The following is a 13,983-nucleotide window of genomic DNA, read 5'->3' as shown; positions in this document are numbered from 1 at the left end:
GACGTCGAGAGGCACACCCGGGTACTGTCCGAAGAAGTCGTTCACATCAGTCCGGACGACCGGCTCGCGTTGGTGATCCCTCCCCGGGCTCGGGACCGCCCGGCCTTGATCGCCCGGCCGAACCGGTAGGCGGTGTTCATGTCGCGGGTCCACACTCCGGCGCCCAGGCCGTACAGGGTGTCGTTGGCGATCTTCAGGGCCTCGTCCTCCGAGTCGAAGGTCGTCACCGAGACGACCGGCCCGAAGATCTCCTCCTGGAAGACGCGCATGTCGTTGGTGCCCTTGAAGATCGTCGGCTCGATGTAGTAGCCGCCCTCCAGGCCGGGAACCGTGCGCGGGCCGCCGCCGGTGAGCAGCTCGGCCCCCTCCTTCAGCCCGATGTCGATGTAGGACAGGATCTTCTCGTACTGGTCGTTGCTCGCCTGCGCGCCGATCATGGTGGCCGGGTCCAGCGGGTCGCCGCCGACGATGGCCCTGGTGCGGTCGAGTGCCCTGCTCATGAACTCGTCGTAGATGGACGCGTGGATCAGGGCCCGCGAGGGACAGGTGCACACCTCACCCTGGTTCAGGGCGAACATCACGAAACCCTCGACGGCCTTGTCCAGGAAGTCGTCGTCGGAGGCCGTGACGTCGGGAAGGAAGATGTTGGGGCTCTTGCCGCCGAGCTCCAGCGTCACCGGGATGATGTTCTCCGAGGCGTACTGCATGATCAGCCGCCCGGTCGTGGTCTCGCCGGTGAAGGCCACCTTGGCCACCCGCGGGCTGGAGGCCAGCGGTCGGCCCGCCTCCGCGCCGAACCCGTTGACGACGTTGATCACACCGGGCGGGAGCAGGTCGGCGATCAGCTCCATCACCAGCAGGATACTGGCGGGGGTCTGCTCGGCGGGCTTGAGGACGACGCAGTTGCCCGCGGCCAGGGCGGGGGCGAGCTTCCACACCGCCATCAGGATGGGGAAGTTCCACGGGATGATCTGGCCCACCACGCCCAGCGGCTCGTGGAAGTGGTAGGCGACGGTGTCCTCGTCCAGCTGGCTGATCCCGCCCTCCTGGGCGCGGACGACCCCGGCGAAGTAGCGGAAGTGGTCGACGGCCAGCGGCAGGTCCGCGGCGAGCGTCTCGCGTACCGGCTTGCCGTTCTCCCAGGTCTCGGCGACGGCGAGCCGCTCCAGGTTCTCCTCGATGCGGTCGGCGATCCGGTTGAGGATGTTCGACCGTTCGGCGGGCGAGGTCCGGCCCCAGGCCTCGGCCGCGTGGTGGGCGGCGTCCAGCGCCAGGTCGACGTCGGCCGCGGTGGAGCGGGCCACGCTGGTGAAGGTCTGCCCGGTGATCGGGCTCGGGTTGTCGAAGTAGGCCCCGTCCACCGGGGGCACCCACTCGCCGCCGATGAAGTTGTCGTACCGGGAGGCGTAGGTGACGATGCTTCCTTCGGAACCGGGTGGTGCGTAGACCATGGTTTCGCCCTCCTTCACATGGCTGTAACAGAGCCAACGATGAATGGGCGAGGTTGGTGAAAGGTTGGCGTCAGGGCGGACGGTGCCGGGGCCGCCCCGGGCAGCCCGGGGCGGCACGGGGCCATGAGCGGGCGACGGTGCCGAGGGGCGGCCGAGGGGTGGCCGAGGGGGTGAGGTCAGTCGCTCCGCGCCGTGCGGTGGCGGGCGAGCGCCACCGCCCTGCGTGGGTCGCCGGGCCCGAGGACCGCCAGGGCCCGCTCGTGTATCTCCAGGTCGTACGGGTGCAGCTCGCCGAAGCGGAACACCGGTCCCGGGCCATGCCAGCGGAGCACGGCCTCGCGCAGCGCGACCTCGATGTGCTCGCGCCAGGTCCTGATCCCCGGCGCGTCGGACCACGGCAGTAGGGGGCCGCCGTAGAGCCGCGCCGCCTCCTCCACCCGCCCGGCGCGCAGGGCGGCGAGCACCTCGGCGGCGTCGCAGCCAACGGGCGCGGTCAGCTCGTACCGCCGGGTGGCCAGCGCGCCCGAGAGCGCCCGCCGCAGGTGGGAGACCTCCGCCTTGAGGGTGGTCGCGGCGACGTGCCGCTCGCCGTACAGCTCGTCCATCAGCCGCTCGGGAGACATCCCGGGTCCCTGCGGTCCCGCGAGAGCGAGCAGGGTGAGGATCTCCAGCTGGCGAGGGGGCAGCCGGACAGGAACGCCGTCACGGGTCAGCCCGGCGCCGCCGAGGGCGCGCAGCCGCAGACCGGAGCCGCCGTTCCGGCCGGGACCCCCGGCGAAGGAGCCCTGGACGGAAGGCCCGCCCGCGGAGGGAGGGCTCATCCGTTCGGCCAGGCGGCTCTCGATGCCGCCGACCAGGGTGTGCAGCGCGGGCATGGCCAGGGGGTGCGAGCGCTCCCAGGTGCTCGACAGGTCGAGCACGCCGAGAACCTGGCCGCCGGGGGCCCGGATCGGGGCGCAGTAACAGACCCACCCGTGCAGGGCCCGCACCAGGTGCTCGGCCGAGAACACCTGGGTCGGGCGGCCGGTGCGCAGCGCGAGGGAGAGGGCGTTGGTGCCCATGGCCTGCTCGTCCCAGCGGCCCCCGGGGGCGAAGTTCACCGCCTCGGCCCGCCGCCGCATGACCCGGCCGCCGCAGGTCCACATGATGGTGCCCGTCTCGTCGGTGACCGCCGCGATGAAACCGCCGTCCTCGGCGATCCCGCGCAGCTCGTCGGCGACCGCGGCCAGCGGCTCACGCAGCGGCGACTGCCGCCAGCGCTGGCGGGCCTCGCCTTCCTCGGGGGCGCTGTCCTGCTCGGGTCGCACCGTCGCGATGGACCGGCCCCAGGAGTCGACGATCTCCTTCCTGAGCCGCTCGCGGTCATGCGGACGCCCACCCTGGAGCCAGCGTGTCCACTCCAGTTCCAGGTTGGTGCGATGCCGACGCAGCGCCTGGTTTCCTTCCATGACCCGCCTCAAACCCGTTGCCGCCTACCGTGATGATGCCTCACCCCGCGCCACGGCGCACCCCTTCGGGACGGCGCCGCACATCTCAGGCCTGTCGGCTCCGACGGGCGGGACACCCTTGGAAGGCATCGCCTGCCTGCGTGCCTTAGAGCCTGCTGACAAAGGCTTAAGTGGTCGCGGGGATGGGCTGTAGAGGGCTGGTCCGATCTTGTTGATGTAGCCCTGGTGGGACCATTGGGACAGCTGGCCGCGGAAGCTGTTCGACGGTGAGACGGTGGCCGTCCGCCGTACAGCCTCAGGCCACACCCGGGCGGACACAGTCCGCTACCGCCCTTCGTGCCCTCGGGGATGACCGTTCACGGCATATGCGAAGGCCGGAGGTTAAACGACAAGCTCAGGGAGCTGTGGGATCAGCGGCGGGGGAGGGCGAGGGCGCAGAGCGCGAAGACGACGGCGAAGGCGGCCTGCACGATCATGCACACGGCGAGCGCGGTTGTGTACGTGACGCCGACAGGTGCGACTGACCCGACAGTAACCGCGACGAGTAGCCCGCCGGCCACGGCGACGCCGAGGCCCATTGCGGCTTGTTGTGTCGTCTGGAGCGCTCCTGATGCGGCCCCGGCGGAAGCCGGGGGGACGTCGGCGATCATCGCGCCCACGAGGGGCCCGAACATGAGCGCTTGCCCGATGCCGACGCCGATCAGCAATGCGGCGAGAGTCCAGGAGTTCAGGTTGGCGCCTTGTAGGAACACCGATGTCGCGGTAATCGCAAGCAGTGCTGCCTGGATGACTCCGCCGATGATCAGCAGCCGGCGGAATCCGAAGCGCGGTGCGAGTTTTCCGGACCAGACGGAGACGACGAAGAAGCAGAGGGCGAATGGAAGCAGCACGACAGCGGCGTGCATCGGGGTCCATCCCAGCCCGGTCTGTGTGGTGAGGGCGTAGAGGAAGGTGAATGCGCCGAAGGCCGACTGGAGCATGAGTGCCATCACGAGTCCAACGCGGTAGGACCCCAGGCGGAAGAGGGGCGGCGGGACCAGTGGGACGCGGTCGCCGCGGTGCAGTTGGAGCTGCCATCTCCAGAACGCGGCGAACAGGACGGGGACGGCGACAAGCAGTGCCCAGCACCATGCGGGCCAGCCGAGCGTGGCGCCCTGAGACAGCGGGACGAGCAACGAGAGGAGGGCGGAGCCCAGAAGTACGGTGCCGATCAGGTCAAGTGAGCGGTGGCCGGGGGAACTGGTTGCCGGCACCCAGCGCAGGGCGGCGAGAAACGCGACGACACCCATGATGACACTCACTGCGAACACCATGCGCCAGCCGGCGCCGAGGAGCGGGACGGAGAGTAGCACTCCGCCGAGGACCTGCCCGATCGCTGTTGCGCCTCCCGCGGTGGCTCCGAACAACGCGACCGCTCTGGCGCGTTCGCGCCCCTGCGTCGATGCGGTGATCGTTGCGAGCACCTGGGGAACCATCGCCGCCGCGGAGATGCCGGTGAGGGCGCGCGCGGCGATCAGGACGATGATGGTGGGGGAGAGGGCCGCCACCAGGGAGAAGAGGGTGAAGCCGGCCATGCCGAGGAGGAAAAGGCGGCGGCGTCCGTAGAGGTCACCGAGGCGGCCGCCGAGTACCATCGGCACCGCGAAGCTGAGTGAGTACACCGAGACCACGAGCGATTGCTCGGCAGGGGAGGCGTGCAGTGATGCGCCGATGTCGGGGACGGCGATGCCCGTGGCGGCGAAGCTGACCACCGCGAGGAGCAGAGCGGAGAGGGTGGCGAGGAGTCCGGGAAGCCCGAGCGTTCGTGGTTGGGATGGGATCGTTGGGGTTGAATCGGTGTGCGGGGTGGAAGCTGTGGTCACATGTCGAGCCTGCGTGTTCGCGGATCCGGGTACCAGAAGCCTGTTTATGGGGGTAGTAGCCGAACCTGGCTGGGGAACCTTGGGTGCAGCAGTATGGAGTCATGACCGACACGATCTCCCCGATCGCCCGGCGTGAGCTCGGCGACTTCCTCCGCACCCGACGCGAGCGGTTGAGTCCCGGCAGAGTCGGGCTTCCGGCTACCGGACGACGTCGCACGCCGGGCCTACGGCGCGAGGAGGTCGCAGTGCTCGCAGGGGTGGGGGTTACGTGGTACACCTGGCTCGAACAGGGGCGGCCGATTAATGTCAGCATGCAAGTGCTCAGAGCGGTCGGCAGGGCATTGCATTTGGATGAGGCGGAAACGCAACACTTGCGGAGGCTTGCCGGCGCGCGGACACCGCCCACCAATCCGGTCGTATGCGACCCGGCTCTGCTGACGGCCTTCCAGCCGGTGCTGGACAAGCTGGATCCCTATCCCGCGTGTCTGCAAACGCCCTTGTTCGATGTGGTGGCGTACAACCGCGCCTACCAGTACCTCTTCACCGACATGGACCTGATCCCATCCGGTGAACGGAACTGCGCCATGCAATTCTTCACGGACCCGGACTGGCGCAGCCGGTACGTCGATGACGACATCGTCGCGACCAGGATGGTGGCGAGGATGCGTGCCGCGGCGAGTGCCGGGACGGCAGGAGCGGATACCTCGAGCGTGGTCGCGCGGTTGCTGGAGCAGTCGGACGAATTCGCGCAATTGTGGAGCCGCCACGATGTGCTTCTCCAGCACTACGAGGTGAAACGCCTCGAGAGTCCGCTTGTGGGGCTTCTCCAGCTGAACTTTGTCTCCACCGACGTCACGGAGACGGGCCACCGGCTGATGGTGATGACCCCCGACGACGAGGAGACATCGCGGAGGCTGGAAGAGTTGTCAGCCCTTGCCGCGAGTGTCGCGTAGTGGTGTCCTGACGTGCCTCTACCCGACAACGACGGCTGGACGACGGGGTAGTACGGGTGGCGACGGAGATCCACGCCTGTGGCCGCAGACAGCCGTCACCGGGTGGCCCGTGAAGCCCTGGCCGGTCCCCTGTCACCCCGGTGCGGGTCCTACGGCTGATGTGCGGAGGCACGATCACTAAGCTTTGATTACTGTGAGCATCCAAATGATTACGAAATTCGGTCGAAGACCTGCGAGACGCCTGGTCGTACAGTGAAGATATGGGCATGTTGACTGTTGATCTCGATGCCAAGGCGGAGAAGGCTCTGAACGAGCTGACCTCCGATGGCCGTTCGGCGACCGAAGCCGTTCGCGAAGCGCTCGTCATCGCTCAGCGTCTCCACCGCATGGAGTTGGCCCGAGTCGCAGCCGAGAGGCTGGCCAACGATCCCGCAGACAGGGCCGAAGCAGAAGCGATCATGAGAGACACGGAGCACCTGCGTGCGTGGTGACGTGTATCGGCTGCGTGCTCCTCGTGACGCGATGGCCCATGAGCAACGAGGTGAGCGTTTCGCGGTAACCCTCCAGTCGGACTTCCTGGCTCATCTCTCCACGGGGCTCATCGCCCCGACCTCGGCCAGTGCGCCTCCCGCGCCTTTCCGCCCCGAGGTCGAACTCCTCGGCAAGCAGACGCGGATCATGGTCGAGCAGACCATGGCTGTCGCCCCGCACCGCCTGGGTGACTTCGCGGGACGCCTGGACCCAGCCGAGATCGAAGAGATCGACGACGCCCTGCACACCGTCCTTGGCATGCTCCAGTAGAGAGGACGCGGAGCACACCGAGCCCGCTTTCTCTGTCGTGATCTCACAGCGAGTCGGGATCGTGACAGAGGAAGCGGGGTGGCGTCGAGCTTTCAGCCTTGGTGGCCGCGGTCGAACTCGTTGGCCTTCACGCCGTTGATGAAGGCGTCCCACTCAGCGGGGGTGAAGAAGAGCTTGGGGCCTTCGGGGTCCTTGGAGTCGCGTACGGCGATCAGCTCGGGGTGCTCGGCCTTGTGGCCGGGGGCGTCGACGACATCCTTGAGCTCCGCGACCTCAACGCAGTTTCCGCCGTTGCTGCCGGTAAAGGTTGACTTCTGCCACTTGGCGTTACTCAGGTCCATCGTTCCTCTGCCGTTCTCTTAATGAGGTCCATCGACATGTCCAATGGAAGTGCCTCTATGCGAATGGCCTCGAATTTTTCTGCGGCTGTTGCGATATCGTCCTGGTCGCTGGTGACCAGCCCGCGAACGGCCGTGTCAAAGTAAGCTACCTCGCTTCCGCCTTCCAGCGTAGCGATTATGAATCCCGCTTCAAGGCCCGCACGCATGCCTCCGAGTGGTACCACCTGCACGCTGATACGGGGTGTGATGATCGAGGTCAGGTGCTCAAGTTGCGCGCGCATGATCTGAGGGCTTCCGATCAGACGATGGATTGCCGCTTCGTCGATAACGCATCGTAGGAGCGGTGGCGCGGGACTCTCCCGGCTGAATATTCCCTGGCGTGCCAGTCGGGCCTGCACGGCGGTCTCGTCCCCGTAGAGAACTTCGCGGGCGTACTCGGGGGTCTGGAGCAGCCCGGGAATCAAGATCGGCTCGTATGCGCGCAGAGCCGTCGCCACCTGCTCTTTGTCGGCCCACTTTCCGAACCAGGAGGGGAAGACCTGCCCCTTCCGCCAGTCGAGGAGGCGGCGGAGGGCGCCGCCCGTGTTGAGGACCGCGTCGCAGGCGTCGGCGAACTCCGGGCTGGCCGGGATCTGGCCGGTCTCCACCCCGCTGATCAGGGACTCGCTGAAATGGATCTTCTCGGCCAGTTGACTCTGGGTGAGCCCAGCCGCTTTCCGGTAGTGCTTCAGCTCCCGGCCCCATATTGCCTGAGGTGTGTAAAGGTCGACCACGATGCCCTCCTTGCCGGAATTCAACAACGGCCGTGCGAATCCCCAACGCTCGTCGATGGTAACCGCTCGACTACCAAGCGTAGCCATATTGCGGCACGCTGGCCATATGGATTCCAAAGAAGAGAGGGAGGCCGGAAAAGAGGCTCTCAAGGCGTACGCGGCACTGATCGAATATCGCTACACGCTGGACCCTTCCCTGGCCGTTCTGGGGGGAGAGATGGATACCGCGTGAAACGAGAAACGTGGCCTCCGCCCGCCGATTCGTCCGGGACATTGCCACCGACTGGAACACGTCGGAAGACATCCCGGAAATCGCCGAACTCCTGGTCTCCGAACTCGTCACCAACGCGATCGCATACGGCTCGCCGGACGTTCCAGAGCCGACCGCCATCCGTGTCAGAACCACCAGGGAGAAAGAATTGATGACCGTGGACGTCTATGACTCCTGCATGGCCGTCCCCCGGATGAGACAGACCGACCACCTGGCGACCTCCGGCAGGGGCCTCACCATCGTCGAAGACCTCTCCCACAACTGGGGCTGGACCCTCAACCCCTACGGAAAGTCCGTCTGGTTCCAGTTGGTGGCATGGCCCTGAATGTTTTCGCTCATGCCGGAGGAGATGGGGGAGCGAGGGTTCCGGCGGCGAGGGCGTGGGTCAGGGCGGTGGCGGCGGCCTGTCCCGAGGTGGTCAGCTCCCGGAGTTCGGCCTCGAAGGTGAAGATCCCGCGGAAGGTGTCGCCGTACCTTCGCTGCTCCTCGACCGAGAGGCGCGGCACCTGGGCGCGGCGCGGGTCGAAGCGGGTGGAGCCCGACTGGGTGCCGGTCGTCGCGCCCGGGGAGAGCGCCCGGACGAAGCCCGCGAGGAAGAACGGGTCCAGCCGGTCGGGGTCGGGGCGCAGCAGGACGAGCCGGGGGCCGAGCAGCAGGCCGGTCTCCTCGATCACCCGGGTGGCCAGGCCGCCGGTCCCGATGGCGGCGACCACGTCTCCGGGCTCGATCCTGACCCGGCCCTCGGGGCGGGTGCGCGTCTCCACCGCACCCCCGTCCAGGACGTGCCGGTCGGTCAGCACCGGATCGCCCGAACCGTCGATCTCGAAGCGCCCCGCCTGCCAGACGGCCAGCGCCCCGATCCGCTCCAGTTCCGCCAGCGTGACGGACGGCAACTCCTGGCCGGTGCCGGGGACGGCCTCGGGGACGAGGGTGGCCAGCCGCCCGAGCCGCTCGGCCAGACGCTCGCGGAGCAGGAGATAACCCTCCGCGGAGACCTGCTCCTCGGTGCCGAGATACCGGGAAGGGGTGACGTCGACGTCCTCGTCGACCAGCTCGATGATCGGGACCGTCCGGCTCTCGCCCGGCCTGTCGACGTCGAGGTCGGGGTCCGCGCGGAACTCGTGCCACCGCTCGGCCACCGCGTCGAGGTTTCCCAGGTCGGCCTCGGCCATCAGGACGCGGGAGGGGGTGCGGTCGTCGGCGGTGGGCTTGCGCAGCACCCAGATGTGCACGGGCAGCGCGGTGCCACCCGACGCGACCTTCGGGGGGAGGCCGATGACGGCCCGCAGGGTCCCGCGCCGCAGCAGGTTGCTGCGGATGCGGCGGCCCGAGCGGCGGTTGGCGGCGATCGCGGGCATCAGCAGCACCGCGACGCCACCCGGAGCCAGGTGGGCGAGCGCGTGCTGGACCCAGGCCAGCTCCGACTCCATCTTGGGCGGCAGCCCGTACTCCCAGCGCGGGTCGCTCGTCAGCTCGTCGTATCCCCAGTGGCGCTCGTTGAACGGGGGATGGCACACCACGGCGTCGACGGTCAGGTCGGGCCAGGCGTCATGGCGCAGCGAGTCGCCCGTCCTGACCTCGCCACCGGTCTCCGGCGCACCGCCCGCCTTCGCCCTGCCGCCCGCCCGCTTCCGGCCGGCCGCCGGCGTCTCGTCACCCGCTCCGGCCAGCGCCAGGCGTGACTGCGCCAGCCGGGCGAGGGAGTCGTCGTATTCCTGCCCGTACGCGCGCCGCCCCGGGGCCGCCGCGGCGAGGAGGACGCCGAGACCGCAGGCGGGGTCGAGGACGGACCGGGCGTCGGGCCCCGCCAGGTGGGCCATGAAGTCCGCGATCTCGGCGGGCGTCTCGGCCAGGCGGCGCGAGTGGACGTCGGCGTAGCGGTCCAGCAGGAAGCGGATGGCCCGGGGGCCGCCCTCCTCCTCGGCGTACCGCCTGATCAGCTCCCACGCGGGGGCCGGGACGGTGTGGGGCCGGCCCTGGCCGAGCAGGAGCTCGGCGGCCTCGGCGACGACCTCGCCGAGCCTGAGGTCGTCGCCGGCGGCGCGGACCTGCTGCCAGACGCGCTCGCGTAGCGGGAGCTCGGCCACCTTGCCCTGACCGAGCAGCCACGCCTCGACGGCGCCGAGCGAGAAGGTCGGGCTGGTCGCCGTCCCGCCCACGGGCTCGGGGAAGTCCTCGTGCCGTCGCCGCCAGTTGCTCACGGCCGCGCGGCCGACGCCCGCCATCCGCGCGATGTCGGCGGCGGTGACGCTCGCCTCGTCCCCTGCCATCGCCAGCCTCCGTTTTCCCACGTCAGCTCATTCGACATGTGGACGACAACTTATCTCACCGCGTTGACGGGCGTCGATCGGCGGCATCGGGTACGTGTATTTGGTTCACGCGACGAGGGGGCCGGCGTAAAAGGACCTGCGAATTGTCGGTGGGGCAGGCAAGGATGACCCCATCATGGTTATCCACCAGTCTCTCCCGTTCACCGCCACGACGTCCCCGAGCGGGGACATCGTGGTCTTCTACGTCGGCACCGAGCCCCGGATGACACCGGAGCAGGCGCTCGCGTTCGCCGACCAGCTCCGTGACCTCGCGGCCGGTGCGTCGCGCCCGGGTCGCCGGGAGCACTGGTCGGCGGGCACCGGATGTCCTGACCGTGCCATGGCGTATTCGCGATAATCCCTTTCACTCTCCGTGGTCATTGCGTAACGTTCTGCCTGTCGTGGCTTCCGGAAAGGGGAGCCGCCTCATCGATTCGCCGTGCTCCCGAGGACGTCGAAGTCGGATACGGAAGGACGGAACATGCAACCCTTCGAGCTCCCTGACTTCTACCTGCCGTATCCGGCCAGGCTGAACCCCCACGTGGAGACCGCGCGCGAGCACACCAGGGCCTGGGCGCACGACATGGGCATCCTCGATCCCGACCTCGGCATCTGGGACGAGGACAGGCTGGAGGCGATGGACTACGGCCTGCTCTGCGCCTACACCCACCCCGACGCGCCCGCCGGTGAGCTCGACCTCATCACCGACTGGTACGTGTGGGTGTTCTTCTTCGACGACCACTTCCTGGAGGCCTTCAAGCGCAGCGGTGACCTGGCCGGGGCCAAGGAATACCTCGACCGGCTGGCGGCCTTCATGCCGGTGCACCCCGCCGGGCCCGCTCCCGAGCCGGAGAACCCGGTGGAGCGCGGCCTGGCCGACCTGTGGGCCCGCACCATCCCGGCCATGTCCGCCGACTGGCGGGCCCGGTTCGTCGAGAGCACCGGGAACCTCCTCGACGAGTCCCTCTGGGAACTCGCCAACATCAACGCCGGACGCGTCGCCAACCCGATCGAGTACATCGAGATGCGGCGTAAGGTCGGCGGTGCCCCCTGGTCGGCCAACCTGGTGGAGCACGCCGCGGGCGCGGAGGTCCCGGCCGCCGTCGCCGCCAGCAGGCCGATGCGCGTGCTGAGGGACACCTTCGCCGACGGGGTGCACCTGCGCAACGACCTCTTCTCCTACGAGCGGGAGGTCGGCGACGAGGGCGAGCTCAGCAACGGGGTGCTGGTCTTCGAGCGCTTCCTGGGCTACGACACCCAGCAGGCGGCCGACGCGGTCAACGACCTGATCACCTCCAGGCTGCACCAGTTCGAGAACACCGCCCTCACCGAGTTGCCGGCCCTCTTCGAGGAGCACGGCCTGGACCTGAAGTCCCGCATCGACGTCCTCGCGTACGTCAAGGGACTCCAGGACTGGCAGTCGGGTGGCCATGAGTGGCACATGCGCTCCAGCCGCTACATGAACGGCGCCTCGCAGACCTCCCCGGTCGCCCCGGCCCTCCTCGGCGGTCCCGCCGGCCTGGGCACCTCGGCGGCGCGCATCAGGCTGGCGCCCGGCATCACCGGCCCGGGTGGGATCAGGAGTCACCTCCACGTCCCCCTGCAGAAGGTGGGGCCGGTGCCGCTGCCCGAGATCTACATGCCGTACCCGGCCAGGATGAACCCCAACCTGGACGGCGCCCGTCGCCACGCGGTGGAGTGGGCGCGCGAGATGGGGATGTTCGAGCAGCTACCCGGCTTCCCCGGGCTGGCCGTCTGGACCGAGCGCAAGTTCGACGGCTACGACTTCGCCATCTGCGCCGGGGCGATCAACCCGGACGCGCCCGGCCCCGAGCTGGACATCTCGACGTTCTGGCTCACCTGGGGGACCTACGCCGACGACTACTTCCCGGTGGTGTTCGGATCCCGGCGTGACATGCTCGGCGCGAAGGTGTTCAACGAGCGGCTGTCGGCGTTCATGCCGCTCGACCTCTCCGCCACCCCGCCGCCGGCCAACCCGATCGAGCGTGGCCTGGCCGACCTGTGGTTCCGTACCGCGCCCCCCATGTCGGAGAGCGCGCGTGCCGGGTTCCGCCGGGCCGTCGAGGACATGACGGAGAGCTGGCTGTGGGAGCTGGCCAACCACATCCAGAACCGGGTTCCCGACCCGGTCGACTACATCGAGATGCGCCGCAAGACCTTCGGATCCGACCTCACCATGAGCCTGTCCCGGCTGGCCCACGGCCGGTCGGTGCCGCCCGAGGTCTACAACACCCGGACGATGCGCGGGCTGGACGACTCGGCCGCCGACTACGCCTGCCTGGTCAACGACCTCTGCTCCTACCAGAAGGAGATCCAGTTCGAAGGCGAGCTGCACAACTGCGTGCTGGTCGTGCAGGACTTCCTCAACTGCGACCTGCGACAGGCGGTCGACATCGTCAACGACCTGATGACGTCTCGGATGCGGCAGTTCGAGCACACCGTCGCCACCGAGATCCCGGCTCTGTTCGACGACTTCGACCTCGACGGGGAGGCTCGGGAAACACTCAACGGATACGTGGCGGAGCTGCAGGACTGGATGGCGGGCGTCCTGCTCTGGCACATGAAGACCCGCCGCTACGACGAGTCCGAGCTGCGCCACCCACCCGCGACGACACGGCCCCTCGGCGCCCCCGCCGGGCTCGGCACCGCGGCCGCTCACCTTGGGGCGTCCGCGCACCGATACCTCGCGGCGGGCCATTGAACATCGATGTGGCCGAGCGTGCCCTGTGCTCTCGCAGGGCCGCTTCCGGGCAGGCGGGCCGCGGCGACGTACGGTTTCTCCCGTTCGACCAGCACCAGGGACCGAGCTGGCCGAGCTCGGTACGACCGCCACGATGGCGGCGTGTGACGTGTCCGATCGCGACTCGGTCGCCGGCCTGCTCGCGCGGTTGCGGGCGGAGGGCCACGTCGTCCGTACGGTGGTGCACGCCGCCGCCTCCATCGAGCTGCACACCCTGCAGGACACCACCATCGAGGCGTTCGCCGAGGTGGTGCGGGCCAAGGTCGTCGGCGCCCGGCACCTGGACGAGCTGCTGGACGCGGACGAGCTCGACGACTTCGTGCTGTTCTCCTCGACGGCGGGGATGTGGGGCAGCGGGCGGCACGCGGCGTACGTGGCGGGCAACGCCTTCCTCGGCGCGCTGGCGGAGAACCGGCGTGCCCGGGGGCTGCCGGCCACGTCGATCTCCTGGGGCATCTGGTCGGACGACCGTGATCTCGGGCGGGTCGATCCCGAGCAGATCCGGCGCAGCGGGCTCGTGTTCATGGAGCCGGACCTGGCGCTCGAAGGGTTCCGGCAGGCGCTGGCCGGCGAGGAGACCGCGCCGGCGATCGCCGACATCGACTGGGAGCGGTACTTCCCGGTCTTCACCTCCGTGCGGCCGAGCCGGTTGTTCAGCGAGGTGCCCGCCGTACGGCGGCTGGCCGAAATCGCCGAGCGGCCGGCCGTCGCGGCGAGCGATGGGGAATTCGTCACCCGGCTGCGCGGGCTGCCGACGTCCGAGCGGGACCGCCTGCTGCTGGAGCTGGTGCGCGCCCAGGCGGCGACCGCGCTGGGCCACTCCTCAGCCGACGCCGTCGCCGAGCGGCAGGCGTTCCGCGACATGGGCTTCGACTCGGTGACCGCGGTCGATCTGCGCAACCGGCTGGCCAGTGCGACGGGCCTGACGCTGCCCAGCACGCTGGTGTTCGACCACCCGAACCTGGAGGCGCTGGCGGAGTTCCTGCGCGCCGAGATCGCCGGGACGCAGGCCG

Annotated in this window: 13 protein-coding genes and 1 pseudogene; 8 read left to right on the top strand and 6 right to left on the bottom strand. The window is 69.0% G+C overall.

Annotated elements, in window-relative coordinates:
- Window positions 1-95: 95 nt before the first annotated feature.
- The 3 genes and pseudogenes from adh to ABZ260_RS32255 form a co-directional block, all read right to left on the bottom strand.
- A pseudogene (gene adh / locus ABZ260_RS32265) lies at window positions 96-1,451 on the bottom strand (aldehyde dehydrogenase); the annotation flags it as partial.
- Between the two features lie 176 nt (window positions 1,452-1,627).
- Window positions 1,628-2,899: a GAF domain-containing protein gene (locus tag ABZ260_RS32260; RefSeq protein ID WP_355625354.1), complete on the bottom strand. Its 1,272-nt coding sequence runs from the start codon at window positions 2,897-2,899 to the stop codon at window positions 1,628-1,630.
- A 410-nt stretch (window positions 2,900-3,309) separates the two neighbouring features.
- Window positions 3,310-4,761, bottom strand: a complete 1,452-nt coding sequence (locus tag ABZ260_RS32255) for an MFS transporter (RefSeq protein ID WP_355625352.1) — start codon at window positions 4,759-4,761, stop codon at window positions 3,310-3,312.
- Between the two features lie 101 nt (window positions 4,762-4,862).
- Here ABZ260_RS32255 and ABZ260_RS32250 point away from each other — a divergent pair, with 101 nt between their 5' ends.
- The 3 genes from ABZ260_RS32250 to ABZ260_RS32240 all read left to right on the top strand — a co-directional run bounded on the left by ABZ260_RS32250 (window position 4,863) and on the right by ABZ260_RS32240 (window position 6,515).
- Window positions 4,863-5,714, top strand: a complete 852-nt coding sequence (locus tag ABZ260_RS32250; protein ID WP_355625350.1) for a helix-turn-helix transcriptional regulator — start codon at window positions 4,863-4,865, stop codon at window positions 5,712-5,714.
- Between the two features lie 260 nt (window positions 5,715-5,974).
- Window positions 5,975-6,205, top strand: coding sequence for a hypothetical protein (locus ABZ260_RS32245; protein WP_355625348.1), 231 nt, complete (start codon window positions 5,975-5,977; stop codon window positions 6,203-6,205).
- Entirely contained in the window at window positions 6,195-6,515 is a 321-nt protein-coding gene (locus ABZ260_RS32240; protein WP_355625346.1) for a type II toxin-antitoxin system PemK/MazF family toxin, read from the top strand. The genes ABZ260_RS32245 and ABZ260_RS32240 overlap by 11 nt, the downstream gene beginning before the upstream one ends.
- Window positions 6,516-6,607: 92 nt before the next feature.
- On the opposite strand, the gene ABZ260_RS32235 is transcribed toward ABZ260_RS32240, so the two are convergent.
- Window positions 6,608-6,856 (bottom strand): DUF397 domain-containing protein, encoded by a 249-nt coding sequence (locus ABZ260_RS32235; RefSeq protein WP_355625344.1) that lies wholly within the window; start codon window positions 6,854-6,856, stop codon window positions 6,608-6,610.
- Window positions 6,847-7,629, bottom strand: coding sequence for a helix-turn-helix transcriptional regulator (locus ABZ260_RS32230; RefSeq protein ID WP_355625342.1), 783 nt, complete (start codon window positions 7,627-7,629; stop codon window positions 6,847-6,849). The genes ABZ260_RS32235 and ABZ260_RS32230 overlap by 10 nt, the downstream gene beginning before the upstream one ends.
- A 106-nt stretch (window positions 7,630-7,735) precedes the next feature.
- Between ABZ260_RS32230 and ABZ260_RS32225 the strand changes: the two genes are divergently transcribed.
- Both ABZ260_RS32225 and ABZ260_RS32220 read left to right on the top strand, forming a co-directional pair.
- The gene (locus tag ABZ260_RS32225) at window positions 7,736-7,861 is read left to right on the top strand and encodes a hypothetical protein (RefSeq protein ID WP_355625340.1); all 126 of its coding nucleotides are present in this window, start codon (window positions 7,736-7,738) and stop codon (window positions 7,859-7,861) included.
- Window positions 7,862-7,871: 10 nt separating this feature from the next.
- The gene (locus ABZ260_RS32220) at window positions 7,872-8,225 is read left to right on the top strand and encodes an ATP-binding protein (RefSeq protein WP_355625338.1); all 354 of its coding nucleotides are present in this window, start codon (window positions 7,872-7,874) and stop codon (window positions 8,223-8,225) included.
- Between the two features lie 10 nt (window positions 8,226-8,235).
- On the opposite strand, the gene ABZ260_RS32215 is transcribed toward ABZ260_RS32220, so the two are convergent.
- On the bottom strand, window positions 8,236-10,191 hold the full coding sequence (locus ABZ260_RS32215; RefSeq protein ID WP_355625336.1) for an N-6 DNA methylase: 1,956 nt from the start codon (window positions 10,189-10,191) through the stop codon (window positions 8,236-8,238).
- Between the two features lie 154 nt (window positions 10,192-10,345).
- On the opposite strand from ABZ260_RS32215, the gene ABZ260_RS32210 reads away from it, so the two are divergent.
- The 3 genes from ABZ260_RS32210 to ABZ260_RS32200 form a co-directional block, all read left to right on the top strand.
- Window positions 10,346-10,567 (top strand): hypothetical protein, encoded by a 222-nt coding sequence (locus ABZ260_RS32210; protein WP_355625334.1) that lies wholly within the window; start codon window positions 10,346-10,348, stop codon window positions 10,565-10,567.
- Between the two features lie 123 nt (window positions 10,568-10,690).
- The gene (locus tag ABZ260_RS32205; protein WP_355625332.1) at window positions 10,691-12,931 is read left to right on the top strand and encodes a family 2 encapsulin nanocompartment cargo protein terpene cyclase; all 2,241 of its coding nucleotides are present in this window, start codon (window positions 10,691-10,693) and stop codon (window positions 12,929-12,931) included.
- Window positions 12,932-12,956: 25 nt separating this feature from the next.
- Window positions 12,957-13,983, top strand: a 1,027-nt coding sequence (locus ABZ260_RS32200) for a beta-ketoacyl reductase (protein ID WP_355625330.1), incomplete at its 3' end; no start/stop codon positions are given.

Source organism: Streptosporangium sp. NPDC006013 (genome assembly GCF_040614275.1).
Classification (GTDB): Bacteria; Actinomycetota; Actinomycetes; order Streptosporangiales; family Streptosporangiaceae; genus Streptosporangium.
The sequence above is the reverse complement of the archived record's forward strand: the minus strand, read 5'-3'. Positions and strand labels throughout refer to the sequence as shown.

Bases quoted from the DNA above. Each gene is read 5' to 3' on its own strand.
- ABZ260_RS32225 (WP_355625340.1), top strand. From the start codon at position 7,736: ATGGATTCCAAAGAAGAGAGGGAGGCCGGAAAAGAGGCTCTCAAGGCG.
- ABZ260_RS32245 (WP_355625348.1), top strand. From the start codon at position 5,975: ATGGGCATGTTGACTGTTGATCTCGATGCCAAGGCGGAGAAGGCTCTG.
- ABZ260_RS32210 (WP_355625334.1), top strand. From the start codon at position 10,346: ATGGTTATCCACCAGTCTCTCCCGTTCACCGCCACGACGTCCCCGAGC.
- ABZ260_RS32235 (WP_355625344.1), bottom strand. From the start codon at position 6,856: ATGGACCTGAGTAACGCCAAGTGGCAGAAGTCAACCTTTACCGGCAGC.
- ABZ260_RS32205 (WP_355625332.1), top strand. From the start codon at position 10,691: ATGCAACCCTTCGAGCTCCCTGACTTCTACCTGCCGTATCCGGCCAGG.
- ABZ260_RS32260 (WP_355625354.1), bottom strand. From the start codon at position 2,899: ATGGAAGGAAACCAGGCGCTGCGTCGGCATCGCACCAACCTGGAACTG.
- ABZ260_RS32250 (WP_355625350.1), top strand. From the start codon at position 4,863: ATGACCGACACGATCTCCCCGATCGCCCGGCGTGAGCTCGGCGACTTC.